Origin of the sequence: Paenibacillus sp. JGP012 (assembly GCF_014203995.1) — a bacterium.
GTDB classification, from domain to species: domain Bacteria; phylum Bacillota; class Bacilli; order Paenibacillales; family Paenibacillaceae; genus Paenibacillus; species Paenibacillus silvae.
In genome coordinates this window covers 199,483-226,440 of sequence record NZ_JACHKG010000008.1, presented here as the reverse complement: position 1 = coordinate 226,440, position 26,958 = coordinate 199,483, and the positions used below count along the sequence as shown (strand labels likewise).

At 42.8% G+C, this 26,958-nt stretch carries 22 protein-coding genes and 1 pseudogene; 7 read left to right on the top strand and 16 right to left on the bottom strand.

Annotated features, from left to right (window positions below):
- Nucleotides 1-233: 233 nt before the first annotated feature.
- Both HNR77_RS13135 and HNR77_RS13130 read right to left on the bottom strand, forming a co-directional pair.
- Complete coding sequence (locus HNR77_RS13135) at nt 234-1,088, bottom strand: NAD-dependent epimerase/dehydratase family protein (protein ID WP_184184748.1); 855 nt, start codon at nt 1,086-1,088, stop codon at nt 234-236.
- Nucleotides 1,089-1,145: 57 nt separating this feature from the next.
- Nucleotides 1,146-2,384 (bottom strand): MFS transporter, encoded by a 1,239-nt coding sequence (locus HNR77_RS13130; RefSeq protein ID WP_184184745.1) that lies wholly within the window; start codon nt 2,382-2,384, stop codon nt 1,146-1,148.
- A 165-nt stretch (nt 2,385-2,549) separates the two neighbouring features.
- Between HNR77_RS13130 and pdxR the strand changes: the two genes are divergently transcribed.
- Nucleotides 2,550-3,941, top strand: coding sequence for a MocR-like pyridoxine biosynthesis transcription factor PdxR (pdxR, locus tag HNR77_RS13125; protein ID WP_184184742.1), 1,392 nt, complete (start codon nt 2,550-2,552; stop codon nt 3,939-3,941).
- 336 nt (nt 3,942-4,277) lie between these two features.
- On the opposite strand, the gene HNR77_RS13120 is transcribed toward pdxR, so the two are convergent.
- The 5 genes from HNR77_RS13120 to HNR77_RS13100 form a co-directional block, all read right to left on the bottom strand.
- Complete coding sequence (locus tag HNR77_RS13120) at nt 4,278-5,111, bottom strand: DMT family transporter (protein ID WP_184184739.1); 834 nt, start codon at nt 5,109-5,111, stop codon at nt 4,278-4,280.
- A 46-nt stretch (nt 5,112-5,157) separates the two neighbouring features.
- Nucleotides 5,158-6,132: a hypothetical protein gene (locus tag HNR77_RS13115; RefSeq protein WP_260410556.1), complete on the bottom strand. Its 975-nt coding sequence runs from the start codon at nt 6,130-6,132 to the stop codon at nt 5,158-5,160.
- 367 nt (nt 6,133-6,499) lie between these two features.
- Nucleotides 6,500-7,030 carry a DinB family protein gene (locus tag HNR77_RS13110; RefSeq protein WP_184184797.1) on the bottom strand — a complete coding sequence of 177 codons (531 nt, stop codon included), beginning with the start codon at nt 7,028-7,030 and terminating at the stop codon, nt 6,500-6,502.
- A 42-nt stretch (nt 7,031-7,072) separates the two neighbouring features.
- Nucleotides 7,073-7,756 carry a TetR/AcrR family transcriptional regulator gene (locus HNR77_RS13105; protein WP_184184736.1) on the bottom strand — a complete coding sequence of 228 codons (684 nt, stop codon included), beginning with the start codon at nt 7,754-7,756 and terminating at the stop codon, nt 7,073-7,075.
- A 53-nt stretch (nt 7,757-7,809) separates the two neighbouring features.
- Nucleotides 7,810-8,982: an FAD-dependent oxidoreductase gene (locus HNR77_RS13100; protein ID WP_184184733.1), complete on the bottom strand. Its 1,173-nt coding sequence runs from the start codon at nt 8,980-8,982 to the stop codon at nt 7,810-7,812.
- Between the two features lie 268 nt (nt 8,983-9,250).
- Here HNR77_RS13100 and HNR77_RS13095 point away from each other — a divergent pair, with 268 nt between their 5' ends.
- Nucleotides 9,251-10,105 carry an oligosaccharide flippase family protein gene (locus HNR77_RS13095; RefSeq protein WP_184184730.1) on the top strand — a complete coding sequence of 285 codons (855 nt, stop codon included), beginning with the start codon at nt 9,251-9,253 and terminating at the stop codon, nt 10,103-10,105.
- A 357-nt stretch (nt 10,106-10,462) separates the two neighbouring features.
- On the opposite strand, the pseudogene HNR77_RS13090 reads toward HNR77_RS13095, so the two are convergent.
- From HNR77_RS13090 to HNR77_RS13075, 4 genes and pseudogenes are all read right to left on the bottom strand, one after another.
- Nucleotides 10,463-10,981, bottom strand: a pseudogene (locus tag HNR77_RS13090) (RCC1 domain-containing protein); the annotation flags it as partial.
- 150 nt (nt 10,982-11,131) lie between these two features.
- Complete coding sequence (locus HNR77_RS13085; protein ID WP_184184727.1) at nt 11,132-11,563, bottom strand: universal stress protein; 432 nt, start codon at nt 11,561-11,563, stop codon at nt 11,132-11,134.
- Nucleotides 11,564-11,568: 5 nt separating this feature from the next.
- Nucleotides 11,569-12,795 (bottom strand): CynX/NimT family MFS transporter, encoded by a 1,227-nt coding sequence (locus HNR77_RS13080; protein WP_184184724.1) that lies wholly within the window; start codon nt 12,793-12,795, stop codon nt 11,569-11,571.
- Nucleotides 12,796-13,011: 216 nt separating this feature from the next.
- Nucleotides 13,012-13,572, bottom strand: a complete 561-nt coding sequence (locus HNR77_RS13075; protein ID WP_184184721.1) for a helix-turn-helix domain-containing protein — start codon at nt 13,570-13,572, stop codon at nt 13,012-13,014.
- A gap of 75 nt (nt 13,573-13,647) precedes the next feature.
- Between HNR77_RS13075 and HNR77_RS13070 the strand changes: the two genes are divergently transcribed.
- Both HNR77_RS13070 and HNR77_RS13065 read left to right on the top strand, forming a co-directional pair.
- Nucleotides 13,648-14,595 carry an NAD(P)-dependent oxidoreductase gene (locus HNR77_RS13070; RefSeq protein ID WP_184184718.1) on the top strand — a complete coding sequence of 316 codons (948 nt, stop codon included), beginning with the start codon at nt 13,648-13,650 and terminating at the stop codon, nt 14,593-14,595.
- 68 nt (nt 14,596-14,663) lie between these two features.
- The gene (locus HNR77_RS13065; protein WP_184184715.1) at nt 14,664-15,722 is read left to right on the top strand and encodes a MerR family transcriptional regulator; all 1,059 of its coding nucleotides are present in this window, start codon (nt 14,664-14,666) and stop codon (nt 15,720-15,722) included.
- A gap of 110 nt (nt 15,723-15,832) precedes the next feature.
- Here the strand turns inward: HNR77_RS13065 and HNR77_RS13060 are convergent, their stop codons facing one another.
- Nucleotides 15,833-17,266 carry an alpha/beta hydrolase family protein gene (locus HNR77_RS13060; protein ID WP_184184712.1) on the bottom strand — a complete coding sequence of 478 codons (1,434 nt, stop codon included), beginning with the start codon at nt 17,264-17,266 and terminating at the stop codon, nt 15,833-15,835.
- 100 nt (nt 17,267-17,366) lie between these two features.
- Nucleotides 17,367-17,756, bottom strand: a complete 390-nt coding sequence (locus HNR77_RS13055) for a winged helix-turn-helix transcriptional regulator (protein WP_184184709.1) — start codon at nt 17,754-17,756, stop codon at nt 17,367-17,369.
- Nucleotides 17,757-17,893: 137 nt separating this feature from the next.
- On the opposite strand from HNR77_RS13055, the gene ahlS reads away from it, so the two are divergent.
- Nucleotides 17,894-18,742 carry an AhlS family quorum-quenching N-acyl homoserine lactonase gene (gene ahlS / locus HNR77_RS13050; protein ID WP_184184706.1) on the top strand — a complete coding sequence of 283 codons (849 nt, stop codon included), beginning with the start codon at nt 17,894-17,896 and terminating at the stop codon, nt 18,740-18,742.
- A 94-nt stretch (nt 18,743-18,836) separates the two neighbouring features.
- Here the strand turns inward: ahlS and HNR77_RS13045 are convergent, their stop codons facing one another.
- Nucleotides 18,837-20,231 (bottom strand): sensor histidine kinase, encoded by a 1,395-nt coding sequence (locus HNR77_RS13045; protein ID WP_184184703.1) that lies wholly within the window; start codon nt 20,229-20,231, stop codon nt 18,837-18,839.
- Complete coding sequence (locus HNR77_RS13040; protein ID WP_184184792.1) at nt 20,228-20,944, bottom strand: response regulator transcription factor; 717 nt, start codon at nt 20,942-20,944, stop codon at nt 20,228-20,230. The genes HNR77_RS13045 and HNR77_RS13040 overlap by 4 nt, the downstream gene beginning before the upstream one ends.
- Before the next feature lie 183 nt (nt 20,945-21,127).
- Here HNR77_RS13040 and HNR77_RS13035 point away from each other — a divergent pair, with 183 nt between their 5' ends.
- Complete coding sequence (locus tag HNR77_RS13035) at nt 21,128-22,570, top strand: alpha/beta hydrolase family protein (RefSeq protein ID WP_184184700.1); 1,443 nt, start codon at nt 21,128-21,130, stop codon at nt 22,568-22,570.
- A 35-nt stretch (nt 22,571-22,605) separates the two neighbouring features.
- Here the strand turns inward: HNR77_RS13035 and HNR77_RS13030 are convergent, their stop codons facing one another.
- The gene (locus HNR77_RS13030; protein ID WP_184184697.1) at nt 22,606-24,900 is read right to left on the bottom strand and encodes a PAS domain S-box protein; all 2,295 of its coding nucleotides are present in this window, start codon (nt 24,898-24,900) and stop codon (nt 22,606-22,608) included.
- Between the two features lie 264 nt (nt 24,901-25,164).
- On the opposite strand from HNR77_RS13030, the gene HNR77_RS13025 reads away from it, so the two are divergent.
- Nucleotides 25,165-26,922 (top strand): methyl-accepting chemotaxis protein, encoded by a 1,758-nt coding sequence (locus HNR77_RS13025; protein WP_184184789.1) that lies wholly within the window; start codon nt 25,165-25,167, stop codon nt 26,920-26,922.
- Nucleotides 26,923-26,958 lie beyond the last annotated feature (36 nt).

Sequence of the window (26,958 nt, the reverse complement as noted above, 5' to 3'; positions counted from 1 at the left end):
AGCTTCTCCATCACGTATACGCCATCTTGAAAAAGGGCGAGCCCTATACACATTAATACCCATAATTATCCAAATAACCTCCACGCCAATGGAGGTTATTTGGGGTACAGAGAAAATTATATCAGTTTCTTGTAGTCCAGCCAAGACAATAAGGCTTGACAAACATTAGCTGGTTTTTTGTAATATGTTTATTCGGATTAGGATTCAGGGCGTCGCTATTCACGACGGTATTTCTATTGTAATGACTTGGAAAAACCCGATCTCCAAGTAGGATATTGAAGAATCCATCCACGTTCGTTTTTGGCTTTATGATTCGAAGCCCCTCTCTCCCACGGGGCTGCTCCCGATTGAATGTCTGGTACTGGTGCACCCAAGGCTTGAGCGTATACAGGGAGCCATTCTATCCCTTTGGCCGGTTCATCATCCACAATGTTATACGTACCCGTTGGCCAATCCAGCGCCAGCAAAGCAGCATTCGCAGCATCTTCGACATGAACAAAAGAAGATACCCCATCCGTTGCCTTCATTTCTTGGTTCATGACCTTTTTTGCTGTATCCCCATTTTTATCATACCAGGTTGCAGGTCCATATAAGGTACCATATCGTAAAATAACATACGCAGGAATTTCTTTTACAGCTTCCTCCAGGGCCACAACACCGTTAATGGTTGTATTTCTAGGCATAGGAGCAAAACTGTCCAATGCTGTTTCTTCTGCCGCAGGAGTTGGACCAGGTTCATATGCCCATGAGATACTCTGTGCGATGATTTTTTGAACTTTCACCTGTTTTGCTGCATCTACCAGATTTCGGGTTCCTTCAATGCGAATGCGCGCATTTTCTGCCGAGCTGCCTTGACTTAATGAGGTTAATTGATGAATTACAACATCAGGTTTAACTTCTGTTAGAATATTCACCATTTGCTCACGATCGAACACATCTGCAACAATGGCTTTGGCTCCTGTTTGTTCAATAGCCCCTCTTTGCTCTTCTTTCCGTGTCATGCCAAAGACATCGTGACCAGCCTGTACGAGTTGCGGCAGCAACAATCTTCCGATAACACCACTTGCACCAGCTACGAAAATTTTCATAAAAATAGACCTCCAGATTCTTTTTTTGCGTTCTATTATTTTGACATTTCTTAACCTTTATTTTGATAAAATCAATGAATCTTCTTTAGACATCATCGTTAGGGAAAGGATTCCCATCGCTATAGAGATGAATACCATTGCCAATACTCCTGCATTAAAATGACCCATACGATCATGCAAATAACCAGTCAAGAATGGCCCGGACGCTCCAATCAGAAAGCCTATGCACTGCGTCATAGCCGCCCATGAGGCCGCCTCTTCAGGCGAAGTAGTCAGTTCAACCGGAAGCAAGTTGAGCAGTGCAAACAGCATCCCCGATCCCAAACCACAAATGAACACAGCAAGCCATAAATAAGTGGAAAAGAAAATAAGCAACAGACCAGCAGCTTGCATCATGGAGGATACGATGAGCCAGTTTCGTCTTGAAGCATGCCTTTTAAGAAGCTGCTGCACAACGGTACCACTCGGAATTTGTATCAATGCGAACAAGGTAACCATAAGCCCGGCGTGAAGTTTGGATGCACCTGCTCCAATAAGGATTAAGGGAAGCCAACCTAAAAGGGAATAAAATACAAGGGATAACATTCCGAAATGCATAGCCAGAATCCATGCTTTTCCCTTTTGCCAAGGTAGTTCTAACGATTTTCTGTATGAAACGGTTGAGTTCAGTTTAGAGCTAGTAGGCCGTCGCTTCAGTACATTAAACCATAGCGGCAAAGCGAGAATGGCAGGTATCACCCAGAACGATAATGACATTTGCCACGAATGAAACCTCCAATGCAAGGGTGAAGTAAGGCTCGAACCAAGTGCCGCACCCAATGCTAGAGCCATAGAATAGATTGCAATCATGGAGGGTGCCCTGTCAGCCATATGCTTTTTAATAAAGCCGGATAACAAAGGTCCCATCATAGCAACACCTATACCGGATAACAATGTAGTGAAGAATAACAATGAAGCGGAATGGATAAACAGGCGTAAAAGTGTACTGCCTCCGATCAGCGTCAGGGAGAAGGTGATGACCTGTTCAATCCCCAGTTTTTCACTCAATTTTACAGAGAACGGAGCAAGTATTCCCATACATAACACCGGAATTGAAACGAGCAAGCTGGATACAGCCCCGCTTAGGCCGAGATCATGTTGAATGCTTCCCAAGACAGGTGCAATAGATGAAACAATGGGTCTCAGGTTTAGTGATGCCATAAACAGTGCGGTAACGCATAGCCAACGATTCAATTCGTACTCTTTGTCATTTGATATGATTGGTATGGGAGATATACTCTCAGCTGCTGCGCTCATCGTTGGTGCTCTAAGCCGGTTAGTTCTACGGTTTCTCATACGATTCGCTTCTTTCTATAGGAATGGAATTTGGCATGACTTATAATATCATGATATATTGGTCATCATTAGATCCATTTTTGATGCATTTTGACCATACCACTTTATAATAAAAGGAGATCTCTCATGCAATCCGGACGGAATGAAACGAAAACCAGACAGGTATACTCGTGGATCAGAGACCGAATTATGCAAGGCAGCTACAGGGCAGGAACCTCTCTTCCCTCCACCCGGGAGCTTGCTAAAGAACTTGGGGTCTCACGCGCCCTTATTGTGGAGGTGTATGAGCAGTTAACAGCTGAAGGATTTTGGGAAGGTAAACAAGGCTCGGGAACCTTTGTAAGAGATATAGGTGCAAGCAGACCGCTGCATGTACAATCTGAGGAACTTGTTGACAGGCATGAAAGTGTCTCCCCAGTCTGCGAGAATCATGTATCCTGTATTGATTTTCGTCCCAGCTTTCCTGCTCTCGAGCATGTACCCCTACAGAAGTGGAAAAGAGTTGCACTGGATGTGTATCATGATCTTCCTCCTTCTATGCTTGGATACCCGGAGGATATGGCTGGCGATATTGAGCTTCGACATGCCATTTGTGAACATCTTCTCCATATCAAAGGCCTTCACTGTCAGCCATCGCAAATTATTATTACGGCTGGCGCAACTCAGGCTTTTTCGATACTTGGCAAGCTTTTATTAACGCCTGGTGAAACGATTGCCATGGAAGACCCGACGGCAACATTCATTCATAATCTTTTCGCTGAAACGAACGCCCGGATTATCCCTGTGCCCGTCGATGCCGATGGTTTATGTGTAGAGCGGCTGCCAACCGATGTAAAGCCCAAATGCATCTTTGTAACACCTTCTCATCAATTTCCGTTTGGGAGCATTCTGTCGATCAGCAGGCGCCTCCAATTACTTGACTATGCTCGAAGCACAGGTGCCTACATTATAGAGGATGATTATGACAGCGAGTTCCGTTATGGGGGAATGCCTGTTCATGCCCTGCGAGAGCTGGATGCTGAGCGGGTAATCTACGTAGGAACGTTTAGTAAAAACATGTTCCCTGCACTAAGGCTCGGTTATATTGTAGCCCCGAAAGAGCTGGTGAAATCGATCGTGCAGCTCAAACGTACGACCGATATGCAGTGTCCTGCTTTATCACAATTAACATTGGCCCGATTTATGAACGAAGGGCATTTGAAACGTCATATTTTGCGAATGAAACGAATCTATCATAAACGAAGAACTCATCTGATTCATGCGTTGAAGGATACGTTCGGAGAGAAGGTTCAAATATCGGGTGATGCTGCGGGTTTGCATCTGATCGCAACTTGGCCAGGACGAAACGCCGATCTTTTGACTGCACTGGAGCTTGAGGAGCATCGTATCAAAATCTACCCGGCCGAGCGATACACGATTCGCAAGGATCAGTACAATGATAGCCTTATCATGGGGTTTGGCAATGTGAACGAGGCTCAGATTTCCGAAGGAATTCAAGCTCTTGCGCGATTTATATAATACTGCAAGCCGTTATTACAGTTCAGACGATCTAAACGTTGCAAGCAAAAAGGAAGGGCCTCTGCCCTTCCTTATCTAAAATTCGTTTCATTGTACAATCAGATGATCCCTTCATCGTAATAGGATACCTGCACATTTTTTCGGACGATCTCTTGCAGGCTTTCCTCGTAAAATGGCATCAGTGCATCCGCTTCTTCAAGACGAATCCAGGCTATTTGTCTGATCTCATCAGGTCACGTCTCTGAGCCTGTATTTTGAACCATTAATAGATGTGAATCATTCGCATCGGTAATTAATGAATAGACGGTGTATACTCTGTTCATCCTATAATCCTTTCTAGATGCTTACGATAATGACCCCGAGAAGAATAATGGCAATGCCCGTCCATTGACTCTTCGTCAGCTTTTCTTTTAAAATCCAGCCAGCCATAAGTATGGTAACGACACTATATAAAGAAGTAAGGGCCGTGGTGCTTGTGGTATAATCAACGGTTTGTCCCATATTAAAAGAGAGTAAAGCTCCTGTATCCAGCAGTGCAGCTACAATGAGAATCAAACTGGTAGACAGGTTTATGCGCGGGAGTTTAATTTTTTTAACCCGTAGAAGTATAAACGCACAAAAAAACTGTATGATGCGTGTGACGAGTACAGGAAGCATTACACCCAGATGAGGAGTAATGTATCCGATCGCCCAAAAATAAAAACCGATGCAGATTGAGGCGATAATGGCCTCGGGTATGCCCGATAATGTCACTTGTTGTCCGATGCTTTTGCTTAATCTCGTAACCGTCAACACACCAGTAACCAGCAGCAGGACACCGATAATCGAATTGATCGGCAACCGCTCACCGCCTATAAAAGCGAGAATAGCAGTCACCACTGCAAATCCCGAGCCGATCGGTGAAACGATGGATAAGGTCCCCTTTTCAAAAGCTCGATATAACAATAACGTGCCTGCAAAGTTGACTACAGAGATGCCGGCTATTCCAATCCAAACCATAGCGTTTTGGTCAATATGAGGTGATTGCGTAAGTACATAGCCTCCCAGCAAAAGTGAAGCAACAAGCTGAATCCCGAGCAAGGCAGGCAACGTTTGCACCTTTCTGGTGGCCTGGGTAACCATAAAGTCCGATAGACCAAAACAAAGTGCTGCAATCAAGCCAAATATCATACGTTTATCCTCCAAATTTTGCTTTCTGCCAATGCACCCGAGTTATTTATGATTTAAATTGACGACACAGATTTCTGGTCGCAGCCCTCATTTTGTTCCGGCTTATGTCTACGGTACAAAGTCCTCTTTCCCCGTATTTGTATAACAATATAAAGCTGAACATAAACAAACTTGCAAAAAGTGTGACAAGAGGTAAACTCCACACTTTTTCTTCGGGAAATACAAAGGTCAGTAGCGGTATAGCGTACAAGGCAGGAATTCGGGCATGAAAAAGACGTGATATCACGACGACTAAAATCATATCGATGAATGCAGCCAGCACCTGCGAATCCACCTGTATAAAAATGAGAGTGCCAACAGCAGCAGATATCGTTAGCGTAAATCCTTGCTTAAACGCCATTTTTGCTGTGTAGATCGGCTTTTGGAGCGATTCGTAAACGACAACAAAAATAGGTGGAATCACTGCCATGTGTTCATAACCCAGTAACCAGCAAACACTGAGCCAGCATAGTGAGATAGCCAGGAAGATCACCATGTATTTGTATTGGATTATCGACTTTGCTGCGAGATTTTTATGAAGCTGAAACACGACAACTCCGGCCATTAAGGTCAATGTGAATGCAAAGACGATCGATACAAATGACCAATCCTGTGTATGAATGGCGAGTGGTAATAGACCTGTAGCAATGGCGGGAGCGAGGTTAGAGCGTATTAAACTCAGAAATAACATCATTATAAATAGGGTAAGCATTACCTTTATCGGATAAATGATTTGGAACTGATTCATGGTCAGACCGATCGCAGCTGTCACCGTCGGTGCAATGAAAATGACGGAAGGACGTCTGATCCACCCTGGTTCTCTGTATACCCACATGGCTATAGCCATCGCTGCAACCTCTGGTAAAATAATCTCTGCATGTTGTAACCATACGGATAAACTAACCATCAATAGAATAAATGATATCGCAAGAACGTAAGGCAGCTTGCCTATGTTGTTCGTTGCGGGATTTGCTGCATTCATATGCTCCCCTTTCATTCCAACTTCAAACGATTGCTGCTGTTGGATCATCATAGCTATGATTAATGTGCAGTTGTACAGCATGCTGTTAGATTTATGCTAACATGAACATTTTGAATGTTTTAAGTACCACTCTATGCATTTTTTTGCATACCAATTTTTGAATTACAGCAAAAGAAAACTCATGAATATAATGAGCTTTCTCCTTTATCTTTTGAGGAAAGTGATGTTGTGATAACGAAAAATAAAAAAAGTCGCTAAGTTAGCGACTTTAATCGAAGTATGTTCATTCCTCGTATGTTCATTCCTCAACAAAATTCTCTATATTAATTCTAGTCTCTGCCTCACGGTCTAACCTGAACTGAAGAAATCAACTTCTTCTGTTCAAAATGCCTAAATATGCACTCCAAGGTCCAACATCCGTCCTGTATCTCTCCGCCATGACCCTAACAATTTGCGTAATATGTGTAAAATCATGAACGACCCACGCAGAGAGCAGCTCCCTCAACTTCACGCTGCCGAATTCCGGATGCAAGCCAGTCTTCTCCAGATCAGGATTAGAATAAATGATATCCTTGAGTGTGGAGATATTTTTCATTCTGATGCTACTGAACTCCTGTAGTGCTTCTTCAACGCTTCGTTCAGGTATCTGCTTCAAGTGGGAGAAACGGTCAAAGGCAGGGAACTGATGAGGTTCACCCTCCAACACGATGGATTCCACTCGCGGAATCCAGTTATGCTTCTCCGCTTCAATGAAATGTTCAATCACTTCGTGTGCATTCCAGGTTCCTTCACCTTCATTACATTGCAGCCATGCTTCCGACAGACCAGATAAGAAACGCTCCAGAGTTTGCGGCGTGCGCTCCAGAATTTCAATAGCTTCATTTACATGAAAATTAATGTTAATGCACCCCTCTGTTTGACATCTGCCATTTTTGGATTTTTAACTGCTGCCTCTCTGCTGCATCTGCAGAATTCCTTGTAATATCACTTCAATTCCCCAGAAGAATCTTTCCTTAGAGTCAATATCCCCCGAGAAAAATTCTTTTTTAAGACTATTCATCAGTGGAAAACGAACCGGATCTGCTTCATTATAGTAATTCTGGGTGTTTTCCATTTGCTCGCTTGATCTGGCAGCCTTCTCCAAAGCAACAGAAGAAACATACAGAAGCAAAAGATCTGTTCCCCAAGCCGCGGAGGCAGAAAAAATTCCACCCTTTTGCAATACGGCAAGCAAATATTCATTCAGGCGAAAAGCATTATCACCGATAGGAATCGTTCGAAGAGACAGCTCAGCCAACCCGGGTTGTTCAATAAGTAACATGGCATAGCCATATAACGTTTGGGACAATTGCTCCTTCCAGTTATCGTCCGTAAGCTCAGGCAGGTGCAGCTCTCCAAGACCAAGGTCAAGCACATACGAGCTTAATTCCTGTAAATTTTTAACGTAAACATAGAGTGAAGATGGGCCTGTGTCCAGCTGCTTGGCGATCTTCCTCATGCTCATGCCAGAGGTTCCTTCCTCCTTTAACAAATCATAGGCGGTCTTTACAATCAGTTCATGACTCAATGCTTCTTTCGCTGGTCGGTTACGTCGACTCACAATTTCACGTTTAGGTTTCATCATACTTTTCTTATAACATGCCAGAAGACAATAGTAATACATAGCGTAAGATCACATTATGCCTGCTGCTCATACTTGTCGTGATAAGACTGCATTAAATGAGACAGGTTTGGTGCGGCATGATCCGAGAAGCAAAGGATGAGATTTTGATTGGATTCGTCTGCTTTTTCTGAGGAATACTTGAACATTTTCTCCTCATATTCTTCAATGGCTTCCGCTGTATTCTTATTTCTTACAAGGGCAAGAGCTAGCTCCAATGCATCCAGCATAGCCAGGTTCACACCTTCTCCGGCAAATGGTGACATGACGTGAGCCGCATCTCCGATCAACGTGACACCAGAGTTTCGTTCCCATCTGAAGCCGACTGGCAGCATATAAATCCTTCTTGGTAAAATAACATCCTCCGCATACCGAATATAATTTTGAAGCGATTCATTCCAATCGTGAAAAAGCTCAAGCAATGTTGCTTTCATTTCCTGCGGTTTATCGTTCCGAATGTGGTCTAACCAGTCTCGTTCGACCTTGAAACTTGCATATACTTTGATGCGTCCGTCACCATTCAATTGCCCTAATATGCCTTTATGATCGTCCAGTGCAAACATCTTCCCACGTGAATTGAACGCTGCTAAATCCGGGTGATCGTCTGCAGTAACGTTAAGCTCCAGCATAGTCAGACCTGAGTATTCTACATCGATATCCGTAAGCAGAGGACGAACACGTGAAAATGCGCCATCTGCACCAATGACAAGGTCGGCTACCTCTACATTTCCATTCTCAAAATGAAGCTCGGTCTTGCCTGCGCCTAAAGAAACAAGCTTCTCAAGTTTATAGCCATATCGTATTTTAGACTGATCTAATTTGTTTAAAAGCAAATCACAAAGCACACCACGGTCAATCTCAGGTCGATGGTGTCCTTCCGACATATCTTCATCGGCCACTTCATCAATATAAATTTTCCCTGTTTTGTCCATTAATCTGAAATCTTCACCCTCAACCCGTGCGGCTTGCTGAAAAGCTTCATATAAACCAGCTTCTTTCAACGCTAGCTGCCCGGAGTCTTCATGAATATCTAGAGATCCTCCTCGTTCATGACTTTTGTCCTCTTGCTCACGCTCGTAGATAACCGATTGAATTCCATGTTTCTGTAAAATAAGGGCAAGCGTTAATCCTCCGGGTCCACCTCCGATTATTGCGATACGACGTTGTTCTTTTGAATTAACTGTTTCCATTTGTAAACATCTCCTTAGTATATTCTCTTTTATTGTGTCAGCTTAAGTTCAACATTCGAGCAATCTGCTTTACCTCCGATCATGGGAATCAGGACAGCATCTGTGCGCTTATCATTTGTTATATTTATAACATTACGAACACTGTTCGTCAAGAACGGTGTTCGTAATAGGTGATCGATAGTTACACAAACTACAACCATTTAGGCGGGGATTGTACCAATTTTTGCCTCTCAGGTTTTGGGTGGCACGCGAACATGGGTACAGACCGATGCGTTCAAGCACTTCCTCTTGGTATGCTCAACGCATTGTTTTTGGGAATACAAACAGCTATTATTTTCTTCGGGCTCTTGCTCCAGCACTTGTCATCGTACCCCTGCTGGCTCTGTTTCGAGGGTATCTTCAAGGTCTTGAAAAATATGAAGCGATTGCGTTTTCCGAAATTGCTGAACAATTTGTCAGGGTTACTGTTATGCTGGCGTTATGTATCTTTTTACTTCCACAAGGGGCCATGTTTGCCGGAGGTTTAAGCATGCATGGCACCAGTTTAGGCGGGATTACTGCTTTTCTAATACTTCTTGTCTTATACACTAGAAATACAGCCAGCTCTACATACAAGGAAACCATGCCTGTACCATCTAAAGGGGAAATGTCATGGTTTGTTCGAAGTTCAATAGCCATCTGTCTTACACGTTTGCTGATTCCGCTTTCCGATATAACTGATGCCTTAATTATTCCCGCCAGATTACAGCAAGCCGGTTATTCTTCCAATAAGGCAACTGCCATGTTTGGTGTACTCACAGGTATGGCGCTTCTCATTGCTTACATGCCGACACTGGCAACGGCTGCCCTCTCACACACCATGACCATGAAACTGGTATCCGCTTGGAAAGAACAGCAATACGTTTTATTTCAGAATCTCAGTTTAAAGACCGTTCGATTCGCCTGGTCCTGGGGCATCGCCTCTACCCTCTTCTTATCGGTGTATGCGGAAGAACTGGCTTTTTTTCTATTTCATTCAACAGAGGCAGGTCGCTTGATCAAAAGCTTATCTCTCATCCCTTTTATAGTAGGAGTGAGAGAAATAACGACCAGCATCCTCTGGGCCAAAGAGCAAAAAAAATAACCTTTGCGGCTACCGCCATCGGGATTTTTTTCGCTATATGCTGTCATTATTTCCTCATCCCGCTCCCTTATATGCAGCTGTATGGAGCCGTTATAGGCATTCTGCTAGTGGAGCTGATTGTACTGGGTGCCAATGTTTGGGCACTTGGATCATTATTGTGTAGGATGCGTATTGGAAAAATGATTGCTTCTGCTCTATTCTTTATTTCAGTAGGCATTCCGCTAGGATATGTGATTCGTGCTTGCAGCCTTAACTTTTACCCGGGAACCTTAGGTGGAGTATTAGGCATGCTGATCTACGGAGGAGCGTTGCTTCTCATACATGTTTGGATGAATCAGCGGACATCGACATCCGCATAACTGCCAAAATATCGCTCCAGTCGTTTACGCTGCATTGGTTATACTTATTGTTACCAACAGCTGTTACTGTACCGTCTAATTTTAGACCAACGGTATGCCAGTCCCCCGCAGTGACCGTTACAATATTATGCCAGCTGCTCACGTTGCATTCACCTTCATTATTTCGACCTACCGCAACCACCGTGCCATCTGATTTAACTCCAACAGTACGGCACCAACCTGCAGAAACGGATACAATATCCCGCCATTTGCTTACATTGCATTGGTCATGCTTATTCCAACCTGTAGCTATTACCGTACCATCTGATTTAAGACCAACGGTATGGGCATTGCCTGTGTTTGTAGCCATGTGAACATTACCAGCAACCACTGCTACGATATCGCACCAATCGCTTACGTTACATTGGCCGTATTTATTATCACCAACAGCTGTTACAGTACCATCGGACTTAAGACCAACGGTATGACGGCGACCAGCCGCTATAGTAGATGCACGGAACTGTATCGTCTCAATCACCCCTCCCGTGAATTATAATCGCAGGCATCTAAAAGATTTAGAAACAGCGGCATCGAAGGATACGAATATCCTGAAATGCCGCTGCTTGATTCATACGATAAACGCTGCTTCATCAGTGTAACAACGCATATCTCAGTAGTTCCTAAGGAGTTAATGCACAATGAGGACCGGGCAACTTGATAATTGTGAAACCTTGTGGCTGACACTTCCAAGCATCATTCCTTTTACGCCCATTAGTCCACGGCTTCCGATAATAATAAGTTGCTGCTGGGTTTCCCTTGCATAATTCAATATTTCGTATGCAGGATCTCCCTTAAGATGAACAGTTTCCGGATTTATCCCCGCAGACTTTAGTTTAGATTTGGCTTGGTGCAACAGCTCCAAACTTGCCTTTTCCATTTCGTTCAGCAGGTCTTCCAAAAAATTCTCAGGTACATATGTCATTCCGTTCGACACATAATCCTGGCTTACATTAACCAAGGTAATTTGAGATTGTTTATTTTGAGCTATTTCAATGGTTGCATCAAGGAGTTTATTTGTTATTTCAGCTTTATCAATGGCCACCATAACTTTGTCGAACATCGTTATCATCCTTTCCGCGGCAGCTCGTTACGATTCCGGCTACCTACAATACGACTACTTGCTGCCCCTATACCAACTAAAAAGAGCAGAACCGAAGCTCCCAGCAAAATGAAAAGTGGCAGGTTCCAGCTATTTGTTGCATCATGCAGATATCCAATAAGGGCTGGACCCATAGCGGCAAGAAGATATCCGATCGATTGCGCCATGCCAGATAGTTCCGCTGCCTGATGCGCATTTTCAGTGCGCAACCCGAAAAACATCATGGACAAACTAAAGGCGAAGCCTCCACCAATTCCGAGCATGATGATCCATAACAGAATGATATTGGAGTTTCCGTATAAAAGTCCGAGTGTTCCCGTTAAAAGCAAAATGGTTGTGATGACCACTAACAAACGTTGATTAGACATACGCCCCGCAATAACAGGAACAATAAAAGTAAATGGAAGCATCGCTAACTGCATGATGGATAGGAACCATCCTGATTGGTTGGGGTCAATCCCCTGCTGCTTTAAAATTTCAGGCAACCAAGCGATTAAAACATAGAATATCATGGACTGTATTCCCATAAACAAGGTTACTTGCCAGGCGAGCGGGGATTTCCAGACATTCACATCGTAGCTGGCCATCCTTTGACTCGTCGTGGCTGTTTGCTTTGTTTGTTTTCTTATTTGGGGCAGCCAACAGAGGATCGATACAAAGCTTAGAATCCCCCATATTCCCAATGCTCCCTGCCATTGTAGACCGGCGTTCACGGCCAGGGGTACACTGATTCCCGATGCGATTGCTCCGCATAAATTCATTGAAATAGAGTAAACACCTGTCATAGAGCCAATTTTATCTGGAAAATCTCTTTTGATTATACTTGGCAATAATACATTACATATAGCAATTGCGAATCCAAGAACTGCTGTCCCGATAAACAGATGAATTGCGCCAGATAATGAACGTATAACAATACCAGCAGTCAGAAAAATCAGGGCAATCAAAATGATACGCTCCACCCCATATCTTCGTCCTAATTTTGGTACTAGGGACGACAATAAAGCAAAGGCGAGCAAGGGTACTGTTGTGATCAGGCCTGCTAATGTATTTGAAATATGAACGTCATCCCTTATGAGACTCACTAAAGGACCGACTGAGGTCAAAGGAGTACGTAAATTAGCTGCAATAACTATAATGCCGAGAATGATCAGCGCCATAGAAGACTGTACGTTTTTTTGTTTAATCGGCATTCTTCATTTCTCCTTCCTGAATGGTTACGTATGATATGCTTCATTCTGATGAAACTTTGCTATAACATTCGCGCGAATAACGAAAGTATATTATAATATACTTATTTAAACAATAAGTAATTTAAAATATACTAAATTTTATGTGTGAAAAAAAATACAACTCTGAATTTCCGTCATGGAAATCAGAGTTGTATTTAACAAGCGGATTTTTGAAATTTAGAAACCATATTTTAAGGAGATATGGAGAACGGTTTGGCTATTGGTATGATTGGTATAAGAGTGAGGAGAATCTGCACGAAAACTGATCGTATCATATTGATTCAGTGTGTAAACCTCTCCATCGACTTGTATCTCAATGGAGCCAGTCATCACTGTTGCAATTTCAGTTGTATTTACGTGATGCCCTTCAGGGCAATACGAGCTATTTGGATGTAAGTATGCCCGACACATTTCAATGTCATTGCTTTTAAAGACCGGTTCAATCATCCAATTTTTTTCATCATCAGAAAACCGTAATCCTTCGCCTGCTCGATACAAACTAACAGGGTTCTCTGATTGGAACAAAGCCAATAGCGGTAAAGATATGCCTTTTGAAATTTTCCATATCATTCCCAAGGTTGGATTTGTCTCGCCACGTTCGATATTTCCCAGAGTAAGTTTGCTTACGCCTGTTAATTCAGATAAGTCGTCTAAGGTTATGTTTTTTTCTTTTCTGTACTTTTTCAATGCTCCACCGATTTGTAATACCATTTGTTTTGATTCATCGATTTCATCCATTTGATATTCACCTCAACAATAAACTGTTATAACTAGTATATGGTTTATCTAGATATTATGAAAGGTGGTTCAGCAATGAAGATTCTAATTGTTGGGTATTTTAGCGAGACCTCAAAATCAAATATTGTAAGGTATTTTCCGCAAGAATGGAACGTTGTCATTGTCCCGCCTGGAGAAGAAATTCTGCATCATATTGAAGAATGCCATGTGCTCATTCCTGAACATATTCAAGTGAATCACAGCCTGCTTTCTATCGCCAAAACATTAAAATTGGTACAGACAGGCGCAGGATTTGATAATGTAGATGTCCCTGCCTGTACAGAGCTCGGGATTTGGGTAGCCAATGCAGCAGGCGTGAATGCACAGGCAGTGGCCGAGCACGTCATGGCGCTGATATTGTCTTATTATAAAAACATACCGTTACTTGATACCTTCATGAAAAACAAGATGGATGAAAATCATTTGGAATATAGAGGTAGTGAATTAGAAGGCAAAACAATCGGCATTATCGGTTTGGGCGCTATCGGAAAAAAAGTAGCTGCATTTTGCAAGGCTTTTGACATGAATGTTCTGGCTTATGCGAGAAATGCGAATGTACAATCGGACGGTTTTGTGACAATGACGGATTTCGATACTCTTGTAAGCACATCGGACATCATCAGTGTACATATACCGTTGAATCAGCAAACCAAACAGCTGATCAACAAAGCGGTATTCAAGAAAATGAAGAATACAACTCTGTTTATCAATACCTCCCGCGGCGGGGTTGTCAACGAAAGAGACTTGATTGATGCATTAAAAAACGGGGATATTTCAGGCGCATGCCTGGATGTGTTTGAATCTGAACCACTTCCTGTGGACAGTGAGCTCCGGAATATGGCTAATGTAATACTTACTCCTCATACAGCCGGAATGCCTGATGGTCGGAAATTTCATAAAAAAAGATATGAATTTTTTATAAAGAATATAAAACGTGTAGAAAATGGTGAAGAGCCTGAAAGCAAGCTCAATCAGTTATTATAGTTTTGCAGTTATCAGAGCTCAAAAAGTTGTCGTATTGAGTCTCCCCTAACAGGAGATGATATACTACAATGACAGAGGTGAAGTTTATGCAGCATAAACAAAATGAGCTATCTAGTATGCAAACATTAAAACAAGAAGCAGCAGACAGTGATTTATTCTCCATTGGAGAGACTGCGCAAATGATAGATTCTACAGTAAAAACGGTTCGTTATTATGATGAAATACAACTAGTAAAAGCATCCTTTGTAAATAACCGCGGGTACCGCTTTTACACAACAGAGACCATATGGCGTCTACAGCTTGTTAAAACACTTCGTGAACTAAGATTCGGAATTGATGATATCAAGAAACTGCTTTCCGGGGAAATATCGATAGAGACCTCCCTGGATTGGCAAATAGAAACGTTACAAACGGAGGTTCAAGCACTGAATGGCATGATTGCGATATTGAATAATGCCAGAAGTATAGTTAATGATTACAGTAAGGATTCCAAGACAACCCCCTCCCCTTTTCTTTCGCACATTCATGAATTAGTTCATATCCAGAAGCAAAATCAACAAAGCAGACAGCAATTTGTTTTAACCAAAATAGAAGAAATCGGATTTATGTCAGATATTCCAGCAGAATGGCAAGATGCTTTTTTCCATTACTTCAACAAGTACATTCTTCATCCGGAAAATTTGTCTGCCAAGCAACTCATGGCATGGAAGGAGTTAAAAGAGCTGATTAGCTCCCCTGAATTTATTGCCGATCTCCAAAGTGTGGAGTTTCTGTTTGTTAACATCGCTCAGCATCCAATTTACGAGACTAAGGAATGGGTCCGGCTCATGCAGAGCATTCAGAAACGATTAAGTACTGCCTTGAGAAACAACTACGAACCTCATAGCAGCTATGTTCAAGCCGTCGTTGACGATGCAATACAGCTATATTCCCATTCTAATGCGGCGTCTAACAGCCAGGAGATTCTTCAAATGATAGAAGTCCATATAGAAAAACTCGAAACCAAAAATTTCAAACGATCTGTTATGCTTTGCTCCAACCTTAGTCCAGAATTTGAACAATTGTCCCAAAGAGACAACTTATTATTTCGGGGCTTGAGATGGAAGCTTCAGCAGATTAACCTGTAAGAAACCATAGAGAAGTCAGTCACCGTCAACTGAAAACCATTGGTCAGAACAACTTCTGACAGCTCGGTTGCAGTTTAGAATGACTGGCTTTTTACTTCCAGCTTTTCAGCTTATTTCTCGCCTTTTTCTAACGTAAACAGCGTATGCTCGCCTATATTTTGATCAAGCAGCTTCAATGGCTCCTGCTTCAAAAAGTGATTAAAGAAATCCAGCGTGTATGCATTGATAATCGGATATGATTTGTTCAAGCTTGTACCTCCCATCCATTCAAATAATGGCGAGGTCAGATACAGATCGGAAAAGCCCATATGCGACATATTACGCAGTGTTAGCCAGTAATTTCCGCCATCTGTAATATGATCATATCGTTTGAACAAATCTGTCAAAGAGGCAGTGAGTGCAGGATCTTGAATATATTGCTCAAAATATCTGGATTGATCCGCACTCATCATAAGAAACGGTTTATTAAAGCCCCCCTCAGGCACTCGCAGCTTTCCATAAAGCACACCATCCATATTCAAAGCTGCCTTGATTCGAGGATCGGACATTAACATTTGTGTACTTGTTGCCCCGCCAAAGGAATGTCCAAACATTCCGATACGCTGCAAATCCATTCGGCCTGTAAAACGAAGATCTGGATCATGAGCAGCCAGTTCTTCCACCTGATCTAAAACAAATTTGGCGTCCTCTACCCATATTTTATTGGTTTGATCCATCATCTCGACCGTCTCATCCTGACCTGGAGTAAAGTAAGCAACCGTACCGTCGGAAAATTGGGAAACCGTACTGTTATAGGTATGGTCAATACCTACGACAATATAGCCGTGACTGGCAATTTCCTCGATTTGGAATGTATTTTGATTTTTATGACCATTAAAGCCATGTGAAAAAATCAAGACGGGGTAAGCTGCTTCCTGATCTGAGATGTCCACATTCTCAAGTGAATGCGTTTTTACATAGCGTATACTGTTAAATAACTGCTTTGGCATACCTAAAAGTCGGTGATAACCTTCCGCCAATAATACCCCGTCTTGTACGTATGGGCTTATTTCTCCCTTTGAATCCTTATTAGCAGGGTACCAAATTTGTATCTTAAGTTTACGCTTATCACCATCTTTTGGAGTAAACGTTTCCTCTCTTGTTGCGTCTGTCCACTCGTAAGATGTGGTTCCTACCTTATAAACTCCTGTTGGCTCGGAAAAAGTAAAAACCGGCAGTAGCATTGGCAGCGCTACAGCTACAAAAGCATAAATGACAGCTGCCGCCATTCCAATGATCCTTTTCATTACGCTTGATTTAGAGTTTTTTGGCAGTGTAGACCATGGGAGTCTAGCTCGCACAAGGATATAAAGAGGTACAACAGCCAGGGCGTAAGCAGGAATGAGCTGCCAACGCATGCCTTCCAGTATTCCTTGAAGAAGAATGACAATAACCGATATGCCAAGGCTAATAATTAAGCCTCGCTCCTTTTTCTCTTTTCCAACCAAAATCCATCCCAAAACCGCAATGTTCCATAGGATGACGATAGCCTCCAGATTTCTCATATACCCAGCTCCTTTGTCGTGTTGCGACTAACTACTTAAGAGCAAGTATATGGTCTCCTGTAAAGGGAGACTCAACCCCTGTTTTGAGCGATCACTCAGGCTATCCTTGATAGGTATAAGCAGAATCATACTGAACTCGCGCCTCTACAACTTGAGTGTAATGTTCTCTTCCCCACTGTCTTAACTCTTTCATCGGCTGAAGCAGGGTTTCCCCTAATGTTGTTAGAGAATACTCGACAGTTATAGGTACTGTAGGTGTAATGTGTCGTTGAACCAAACCATCACGCTCCAGCTTGCGCACCGTTTGGGTAAGCATTTTTTTAGATATTCCCTCAACTCTCCGCAGCATTTCTCCATATCTGATTTTACCGTTTTCCATGGCATATATAACAAGTGCAGTCCATTTGTCAGAGATAATGTCAAGAACTTTGCTATAGCCGCAATTGGATAACGAAATATCAGATTGTTTCGTTTTTGCTGAATGTGCCAAACCGTTCCCCTCCTATGCACGCTGAAGTTCCCAGGACACTTTAAAGTGCCTACTTATATCATTTTATTTTTTGGATTAATGTATGTCTATACCAGGGGTTGCCCTGTACTATATTCCTTCAAAGGCAGGTAAATAACATGACAAACATCATTAATAAGCGTCCCAAGTTATATGTATTGGATAACGGTCGAATGAGCATGGATAAAAACTGGATCATCTCCATGCATAATCCGGCAACCATCCATAATCCGAATGCCCAGACACAATTTGTTGAATTTCCAATCTATACGGTACTGATCGATCATCCTGAAGGTAAAATTTTATTTGATACTGCCTGTAACCCGAATTCGATGGGCGCTCAAGGGCGCTGGGCACAGTCGACCCAACTGTCGTCTCCGTGGGCAGCAAGCGAGGAATGTTACCTGCATAATCGTCTGGAGCAGCTTAGGGTTAGACCGGAGGAAATCAAGTATGTCGTTGCCTCCCACTTGCATCTGGACCATGCAGGATGCCTCGAGTTGTTCACAAATGCGACCATTATCGTGCATGAGCATGAATTTAATGGAGCGCTGCAGACCTACGCCCGTAATGAGAAGGAAGGAGCCTATGTGTGGGACGATATTGATGCATGGATCAAGAACCAGCTTCAATGGAAAACAATCAAACCGGGAGAAGACAATCTCGAATTGGTAGATGGTATCAAAATCTTGAATTTCGGAAGCGGCCATGCATGGGGAATGTTAGGTCTCCAGATCGATATGCCAGAAACCGGCGGAATCATTTTAGCTTCCGATGCCATCTATACTGCGGAAAGCTTTGGTCCTCCAGTTAAGCCCCCCGGAATAATTTATGATCTGATCGGCTACCGAAACACCGTGGAGAAAATTCGCACTCTGGCCGCTCGCACGAATTCCCAAGTGTGGTTCGGGCATGATGCGGATCAATTCAGCGGCTTGAGAAAATCTACTGAAGGATATTATGAATAAATCAGGCGTGGAAAAACACCTGAATTGTTGGAAAACAGCAGCTTATCACATTGATCAGCTGCTCTTTCCAGGCATATTCAGACAGCCAGAACGCTTAGAAAGGGAAGTAAATGGAGATCACTGTGCCCTTTGCCTTGCGATCCATGCAAACGACGCCGTTATGCTTTTCAACCGCGCTTTTTACAATGGACAGACCTAATCCGGAACCACCGTCATTGCGGCGCGCCCGGTCTCCGCGTACAAACGGCTCGAATACCGAACCCAATAAGTCTTCAGATATCCCTGGGCCATCATCCCCTACTATCAAAAGCAAACCTTCCGCCCTTTCTTCCAAGCCAAGCCATGCATGCGCTCCGTGAGTATTGTACTTTAAGGCATTCGCGAGCAAATTATGAATGATTCTTCGGAATAATCCCTCATGAAAATGAAATAAAATAGGCTTATCAGGTATCGTAATATCTAAATGAATGCCTTTCTGCTCAAAGAAATCGTACATATCAGCCGCTTCTGTGCGGCATATTTCGGCCAGATCACCCTTTACTCGTTGATAAGAGAACGATTCGCTTTCGAGTTTGGTCAACTCCAACAGATCATTAACGAGAGCACCAATAAAAAGAGCTTTTCGATGTATGTATCCCGCATATTTTTTGCGCTGAAGATCGTCCTGCTCGAGTCCTGAACGCAAGACCTCCGCATATCCCTGAATGGTGGTAATGGGTGTTTTCAAGTCGTGCGAAATGTCCATAAACATGCGTGTACGGTCATTTTCCAACCGCCGCTTGTCTTCGCGAGCTTTTTGCAGCCTGGTTATCATCCGGTTGAAATTCAGCTGAATTTCCATGAGTTCCTTATTGGCCTTGATTTGAAGGAATTCCCCTTGCTGCTCTTCAGATACTGCCGCCAGTCTACTCGAGACGGCTCGGAGTGGGAGCGTTATTTTTCTGGCGGTAATCCAGCTGTATAACCAGAGAATAAGACAAAATGCTGCAGTAAACACAACAAATCCAATGACAATCAGTCTGACGAAATATGCAGTCTGTTCCCGATCTGTTCTGACCATTCTGCTTTCCTTCATGATCCCCCCTCCGGGGATGGAAACTAGCAAATGATACTTTTCTCCTGTTTTTGTAAATTGCGGTGCAATGGAGTAATAACCTGAATCAGAAGACTCATAGAACAGACTTAACAGTTCTTCTTCTGTGTAACTTTTAGGAGATTCTGCATCTGTATGTCCTCGAGTAAAAACAACCTGGTAATTTTCATCCAGAACCTGAACATAGCCACCAAAAGATGCTGCGGTTTCATAGGGGATTTCTTCCCATTGGTCCCGAACCAGATTGTCCGCCTCCACCATGGGCAAAGTTTGATTCATATATTCATCCCGGGCATCGTACATAACGCTGTACACCAGATAACAAATCAGAGCAAACATGATGGTAAACCATACATAATGGATCATCAGGCTCGAATGCATGCTGCGCGTTCTCATGTGTTGGTCACCTGGCTGATCCATTTATATCCCAATCCCTTGATCGTCTGAAGATAGCGAGGATGCTTCGGATCGTTCTCAATCTTATCTCGAAGTCTGCTGATTTGAACCATAACGGTGTTGCTATCCTCAAGGTACGGCTCGTTCCATACCGCTTCATAGATTTGTTTCTTGGTATAGATTCGTCCCGGTGAATTCATGAACAGGTTTAACAACTTATATTCTAGGGGCCCAAGCACAATGCCCTGATTCTCTCGGTAAAGCATGCAGGAAGCATGATCCAACTGTAATGAACCGCATACGCTTCGAGCAGGCTTTATTTCAGCGGCAGGTTGAGCACCAAGCAGGTCATAATATCTCCGCAGCTGTGCTTGGATTCGTGCCACAACCTCAATCGGGCTGAAAGGTTTCGCTATAAAATCATCCGCACCAAGTCCGAGTCCTGTAACTTTGTCTACATCCCCGGTTTTAGCCGAAATGATGATGACTGGCAGCCTCAGCTTCTCGCGAATACGGCTGATTAACTGATAGCCATCCATTCCAGGCATCATAATATCCACGAGTGCCAGGTCTATATGTTCCCGCTGGAGAAGGGCCCAAGCTTCTTCCCCGCTGCCCGCTTCCCTCACAGCATAATCTTCCTTTTTAAGGAAAATTCTCAGCAGTTCCACAATCTCTTCTTCGTCATCTACGATCAGGACTGTGCGTGTCATATTTAGGTTATGATTCATCTCTGTGTTCCTCCAAGCTAACTTTCTCCTACCATTACTATACATGTTTATTATCGGTTGAGGTTCTCTGCAATTCAATTGTAAGGATGATGTAAGATTGGCTACAGGGTCTTTACAGTTATGTGTAGTAATCTTTAATTTACAATACATATTCCAGGAGGCTTTATGCGAAATATTGAAATGGTGCTTTTCATTGTTAATATGATTTTACTCTTCGTTTGTGCATTCCTGCCTCTCCCCAAAAAGGCTCTGCTGCAAACAATGGGTGCCGGAATTTCGATAATATGTGCAGGAGTCCAAATTCTAGTTGAAGGCTATCGCTGGCAAAATATTGCTCTATACGGATCAGCTTTAATTATCGGTTTAATGGCTTTCCAGTCGTACAGGGCTAGAAAATCAGGACAACCGATACAAAAATCATCTATATCAAAAACAAGAACGTGGTTGAAACAAGTGTTCATCGTTCTGGCCCTGGCTGTTTATACCGGCGCCGCCGCCCTCTTGCCAACAATTTTGCCGGTCTTTGCCTTCTCAGAACCGACTGGCTTCTTTCCAGTAGGAACAACAACACTCTTCATGGAAGACATGACGAGAGGCGAGCCAGCAACGGACGACCCCGATGATCATCGGAAGCTCATGGTTCAGATATGGTACCCTGCTGAAGCTTCTTCAGAGGTACCAGACGCAGATTATATCGAGAATGTGCCAGTTGTATTATCCGGAATTCGGGAAGCCATGTCTTTGCCGCCCTTTTTACTTTCTCAACTTCGTTATGTAAAAACACATGCCTATACAGATGCCCAAATATCATCTGCGCAAGAACGTTTTCCTTTACTGTTGTTTTCTCCGGGTTTAACCGGTTTTCGTAACCAAAACACATTTCAAGTGGAAGAGCTGGCCAGTCAGGGGTATATCGTGGTGGGCATTGACCATCCTTATGATGCGGCAGCCGTTATATATCCTGATCAAACGACGGCTTTGCTCAAATTGGAAGGTTTATCGGGCTTTGAAGATTATAAAACGAAAATGAGTTATTGGGTGGATGACACCAAATTTGTTCTCGATCAGATCGAGGCCATGTCCTCGACAGCAAAGTCGGGAATTTTCTCGGGAAAAGTGGATATGAATCAAGTTGGGGTATTTGGCCATTCGTTCGGAGGTGCAGCGGCAGCTCAAATGCTGATGAAGGATTCTCGGATTCAAGCGGCTCTGAATATGGATGGAATCCTTTACGGTGATTCCGTTCCCGAACGAGGTTTCAATAAACCGTATTTACAGATGAATGCAGCGCAGAGCATCGACTACGAATGGTTTGCGCAATCTCTGGATCAAGCCGTTGAAGCTTCCGGGTATGACCGGAACCATTATGAGCGATTTTGGGCTGAGTCTCAGGAAAGACGCAAAAGAGCAGCTGTGGGAAAGGACGCTTACTTTGTCGTTTTTGACCATGCCAATCATATGAGTTTTACGGACTTTTATCTATTCTCCCCATTACTGCCGCCGGGCGGGGCTGAGCCAAGACGTGTACAGACCTGTATTAATGAACTGTCGATTGCATTCTTTGATAAATACCTGAAAGGAAAGAAAGCATCCATCTTCCATCGATGAATGCTTTCTTCCTTTTTTTTATTTTTGTATTGATTTCATCTATTCATCTGTTTCTTGTTATAATACGTCTCTATCACTTGATAAATAGATTCACTTTTGATGGGTTTACTAATGTAATCATCCATTCCTGCCTTCAAGCATCGATCCCTATCCCCTCTTAGAGCATTTGCAGTCACTGCAACAATATAAGGACATTCTTCAGAAGACAGATTCTCTTTGATTGCTCGAGTCGCTTCAAATCCATCCAAGTTGGGCATGTGCACATCCATAAACACAATATCATATGCATTCCGCTTGACTGCATCAATAGCTTCTTTTCCGTCCACGACATGATCTACGAAGTGTCCCTTTTTTTCAATCATTTTACTAAGGACAAGCTGATTCATTTCATTATCCTCAGCAATCAGAATATGGAGAGGGGTGCCTCTGCTCATTTGTTGAGAGAACTCTATGCGTTGGTCAACTTCCTCATTGTTCATTTTAAAGCAGGCTGTGAATATAAACGTTGTGCCAGGTTCAACTGAATCCTCAATCCATATATCTCCATGCATGAGTTCTATCAATTTTTTGCTGATCGCCAGTCCCAATCCCGTTCCTTGCGTTTTGCGTGTCATAAAGTTGTCCAATTGATAGAATGGCTCAAATAATTGTTGCCGTTTCTCTGCTGGAATCCCCACTCCCGTATCTTTGACTTTAAACTTGAGATACACGTTTTCCTCACATTGCTCTTTAACTCTTACTTCAATGTCTACGCTGCCTTCCGGAGTAAACTTCACAGCATTACCGATGATATTAGTAAGTACTTGTTTTAAACGAGATGCATCACCATACAGCGGAACTGGAAGCATCTCATCTATACAAATATGAATATCTAACTTCTTTTCGCGGATCAAAGGTTTTACGATTTGCACCGTTTCTGTCACAATTTCTTGAAGATCAAAAGGATCAACTGCTAAATCGGTTTTCCCGGACTCGATCTTAGAAAAATCCAGGATGTCATTGATAATAGTAAGCAAGGAATCTCCACTTTTTTGGATAATCTGTATATATTCCTCTTGCTCCTGGCTCAGTCCCGGGGTATCTAGAAGAAGATCTGTCATTCCGATCACACCATTCATAGGTGTTCGTATTTCATGACTCATCATCGCCAAAAAATCGCTTTTCGCCTGATTCATCCTTTCAGCTGTTTCTTTGGCAACGAGAAGCTTTTTCTGCTCCGTAATGTCCTTGGCTATTAAATAGTAACCGACATTGACATTATTAATAATAATTGGAGCAAGCGTTGCCAATACTTCCGTTTCACGGCCGTCCCTGTGCAAAACAGCGTTCATTTTCTTCTCAGCCAAATCATAGCGACTCCGCAGAATGAGGCCCAGATTACTGGCTCCAATAAATCTTCCTATACTTTTCCCAACCATTTCGTTTACTGTACAACCTGTCATCTTTACGGCTGCAGGATTAGCGTTCATAATGTTTCCACTCATGTCGAATGAAATAATAGCGTCATGATTATATTTTTTGAGCGAGGTGTAACGTTCAATGGTTTCTTGAAGCCTGAATTCGACCTGCTTCTGTTCGGTAATATCCTGAAGTACACCTTTTAACTCTATGGGCTGTTGGTGTTCGTCATAAATGATTAGTCCACGTAATTGAATATATTTTACTCTGCCTTTGGACCGAGCGTATTTAAATTCAAAAACAAAAGGATCTCTTTGCTCTTCGTCTCTTATTTTTTCTCGCAAAGATGCTGCATCTGCCGTACTCATTACCTTATAGATATCTTTTGCGCAATAATATTGGTTTGTACGGTCAAGTTCAAAGATTTCCAGTACCTGTTCAGAAATGGTGATCTGATCATGAACTACATCCCATTTCCAACTTCCAATCTTCGCCAAGCGTTCGGCATTTGCTCTAATGCGTTCACTGTGCGAAAGTTTCCGTTCAGCTCGGATGCGATCAGTGATATCTACAATAAAGCAAATGAAGTAATCGGGTTCAGACGTTCCTTCGTCACTGACTGGAGTTACATGCAATGAACACCATAATTCTTCGCCATTCTTTTTAATGAAGCGCCTTTCATATATGTTTTCTTTTACTTTGTTATCCAAAAGTCCAGCTTCTTCAACATTATCCTTCGAGGAATCCTCCGGATGCGTTAAATCCTGACAGCGGAGCTCCATCAATTCTTCACAAGTGAAACCGGTCATATGGCAAAAAGCAGGATTCACTTTCAGCCAATTTCCTGCCGGAGCTATGAGAGCAACTCCAATCGGTGTTTGGTTGTATACTTGCTCGAAGAATTCGTGATGATTAACCCTCTGAACCGGCATTGAAAGCTCTCCCCTATACTTCATTTTATGATATAGAATCATTTTCCCAAAAACATTATTCTTTGTAAATCAAAATTAAACGGGATAACACTTTTTAGAGTGATACTTCGTTATCTCATTTCCAATTTAATCTCCATTAACGGACAAGATGAAACTGAATTTAGCTTTGGACTACATTTTACTCCTCCATTTTACGATAAATAGTATAGATTTATATATAATTATGCTTTATTTACTTCCGAGGGGGAACAGAACGTGAAACACATGCGCAACAAAAGAATGGATTTACGCCTCAAACTCTACTTGATCATACTCGTTCCGTTATTGGCTATGGGCGGTTTGATCCTGTGGGCCACGATCCACTCCAGTGAAAATGCCTCATTAATGACGATGCAGTATAACAACCAGCAGCTCGCAGTGAATATCGCTGCCCAACTGGGAGAGGAATCGACATCAATCAGGTCCTTATATACAACTTCTTCAGAGCAGAGTTCCGAATACAAAAAGTTAAGGGATCAACTCATTCAAGCTCGTCATCAATCAGGTGCTCTGTATATTTATATGTATAATAAAACATCCGATGGATGGATCTACACTGTTGACGGAGCAGATTGGGGAGATCCGGAATATAGTTCTTACGGGACAACATTTGAACTTGATTCCCAGATTCTAGAACGCTTGGCACGTGGCGAAGTAGTAACCACAGGCATTGTAGACGTCCCTATTTGGGGACAACTGATGTCCACTTTTACACCCATAAAGGATTCGCAAGGTGTAGTTACGGGGTATTTGGGCATTGATGTCTCTGCTGCTGAAATTAATCGCGTTTCCGCAACAACGCTGAACAATACGTATCGTAGTGTTATTCCTATTTTTGTAGTTGTTCTTGTTTTATCACTGTTAGTGATGCTCTTTGTCGTAAGAGGTATCCTCCGCCAAGTAAATGATATTAAGTTAAGTCTGGATCAGGTATCGAATGGAAATCTAAACATTGTATCCAGACATATGACGAATGATCAGCTTGGTGACATCAGTAACTTAATTAATGTTATGGTGAATCAATTAACGAACATTTTGAACGGAATACAACAGGGCTCCAGCATGCTGCAGCAATCCTCAAAAGAAATTGCAGGAGCATCCCTGACAAACCATCGTCAGTCTGAGGAGCTTTCCAGAGCCATCGAGGAAATTGCCATAGGCTCCATGAAACAAGCTGAAGAGACAGAACACTCCGTCCAGCATTCAGAGAATCTTGGCAATATTATGAATGAAGTCGGTTCTTATGTGGAACAGTTCACCGGTACATCCGAGCAGTTATCTGCATTGCAAGTACAAGTGACACGTCAACATGAGGTTCTGCTTGAAAAGAGCCGTGAGAACGCCAAACTTGTTGAGGATCAGCATAATATTTCCAAGTTGCTGACGACTCGTTCAGAACTCGCTGCTTCCATCAGTGGACAGATTTACAACATTTTAAAACAAACTCAAATTTTATCGTTAAATGCTTCAATTGAAGCGGCTCGTGCTGGTGAAGCGGGTAAAGGTTTTGGAGTTGTTGCTAATGAGATGGGACAGCTGGCTCAGCAATCCGAACGTTCAATTCAGGAGATTGATGGCATACTCAGTTCATTTGTTCAAGAAATCCACCGTATGGAAGCTCATCTGGATACCAATATGTTGGCTGTCAAGGAGCAGGAAGAACAAATCGCTGAATGTCTTCAAAGCTTCAGACAAGTAAGCCAGTTATCCACTGAAGTGCGCGAGCTTGCTCAGCGTTTGGAAAATCGCACGATCCATATGCAATCCATTCGCCAGGAGGTAGAGCAGCATTTGAGTTACATTGCTTCCGCAACCGAGGAAACATCAGCCATGTCCGAAGAAGTGTCTGCCAGTGCTGTCGAACAGCAACGTTCCGCCAATGAGTTATCAGACATTTCCGGACAGCTAACCCTCCTTGCTGACAACCTCAAATCGTATTCAGATCAATTTCAGATTGCATCTCACAAATCAGATGCGGAATAGAATAGAAAACCCTGTAGCCTGTTGAAAACAGGCCGC

What these genes read in the sequence shown, in the direction of transcription:
- HNR77_RS13135 (WP_184184748.1), bottom strand. Translation starts at nt 1,088, where the DNA reads ATGAAAATTTTCGTAGCTGGTGCAAGTGGTGTTATCGGAAGATTGTTG.
- HNR77_RS13065 (WP_184184715.1), top strand. Translation starts at nt 14,664, where the DNA reads ATGACAGAGGTGAAGTTTATGCAGCATAAACAAAATGAGCTATCTAGT.
- HNR77_RS13040 (WP_184184792.1), bottom strand. Translation starts at nt 20,944, where the DNA reads ATGACACGCACAGTCCTGATCGTAGATGACGAAGAAGAGATTGTGGAA.
- HNR77_RS13130 (WP_184184745.1), bottom strand. Translation starts at nt 2,384, where the DNA reads ATGAGCGCAGCAGCTGAGAGTATATCTCCCATACCAATCATATCAAAT.
- HNR77_RS13070 (WP_184184718.1), top strand. Translation starts at nt 13,648, where the DNA reads ATGAAGATTCTAATTGTTGGGTATTTTAGCGAGACCTCAAAATCAAAT.
- HNR77_RS13075 (WP_184184721.1), bottom strand. Translation starts at nt 13,572, where the DNA reads ATGGATGAAATCGATGAATCAAAACAAATGGTATTACAAATCGGTGGA.
- HNR77_RS13095 (WP_184184730.1), top strand. Translation starts at nt 9,251, where the DNA reads ATGCGTTCAAGCACTTCCTCTTGGTATGCTCAACGCATTGTTTTTGGG.
- HNR77_RS13105 (WP_184184736.1), bottom strand. Translation starts at nt 7,756, where the DNA reads ATGATGAAACCTAAACGTGAAATTGTGAGTCGACGTAACCGACCAGCG.
- HNR77_RS13100 (WP_184184733.1), bottom strand. Translation starts at nt 8,982, where the DNA reads ATGGAAACAGTTAATTCAAAAGAACAACGTCGTATCGCAATAATCGGA.
- HNR77_RS13080 (WP_184184724.1), bottom strand. Translation starts at nt 12,795, where the DNA reads ATGCCGATTAAACAAAAAAACGTACAGTCTTCTATGGCGCTGATCATT.
- HNR77_RS13120 (WP_184184739.1), bottom strand. Translation starts at nt 5,111, where the DNA reads ATGATATTTGGCTTGATTGCAGCACTTTGTTTTGGTCTATCGGACTTT.
- HNR77_RS13060 (WP_184184712.1), bottom strand. Translation starts at nt 17,266, where the DNA reads ATGAGAAATCTGGAGGCTATCGTCATCCTATGGAACATTGCGGTTTTG.
- HNR77_RS13030 (WP_184184697.1), bottom strand. Translation starts at nt 24,900, where the DNA reads ATGCCGGTTCAGAGGGTTAATCATCACGAATTCTTCGAGCAAGTATAC.
- ahlS (WP_184184706.1), top strand. Translation starts at nt 17,894, where the DNA reads ATGACAAACATCATTAATAAGCGTCCCAAGTTATATGTATTGGATAAC.
- HNR77_RS13035 (WP_184184700.1), top strand. Translation starts at nt 21,128, where the DNA reads ATGCGAAATATTGAAATGGTGCTTTTCATTGTTAATATGATTTTACTC.
- HNR77_RS13025 (WP_184184789.1), top strand. Translation starts at nt 25,165, where the DNA reads ATGCGCAACAAAAGAATGGATTTACGCCTCAAACTCTACTTGATCATA.
- HNR77_RS13045 (WP_184184703.1), bottom strand. Translation starts at nt 20,231, where the DNA reads ATGAGAACGCGCAGCATGCATTCGAGCCTGATGATCCATTATGTATGG.
- HNR77_RS13085 (WP_184184727.1), bottom strand. Translation starts at nt 11,563, where the DNA reads ATGTTCGACAAAGTTATGGTGGCCATTGATAAAGCTGAAATAACAAAT.
- HNR77_RS13115 (WP_260410556.1), bottom strand. Translation starts at nt 6,132, where the DNA reads ATGAATGCAGCAAATCCCGCAACGAACAACATAGGCAAGCTGCCTTAC.
- pdxR (WP_184184742.1), top strand. Translation starts at nt 2,550, where the DNA reads ATGCAATCCGGACGGAATGAAACGAAAACCAGACAGGTATACTCGTGG.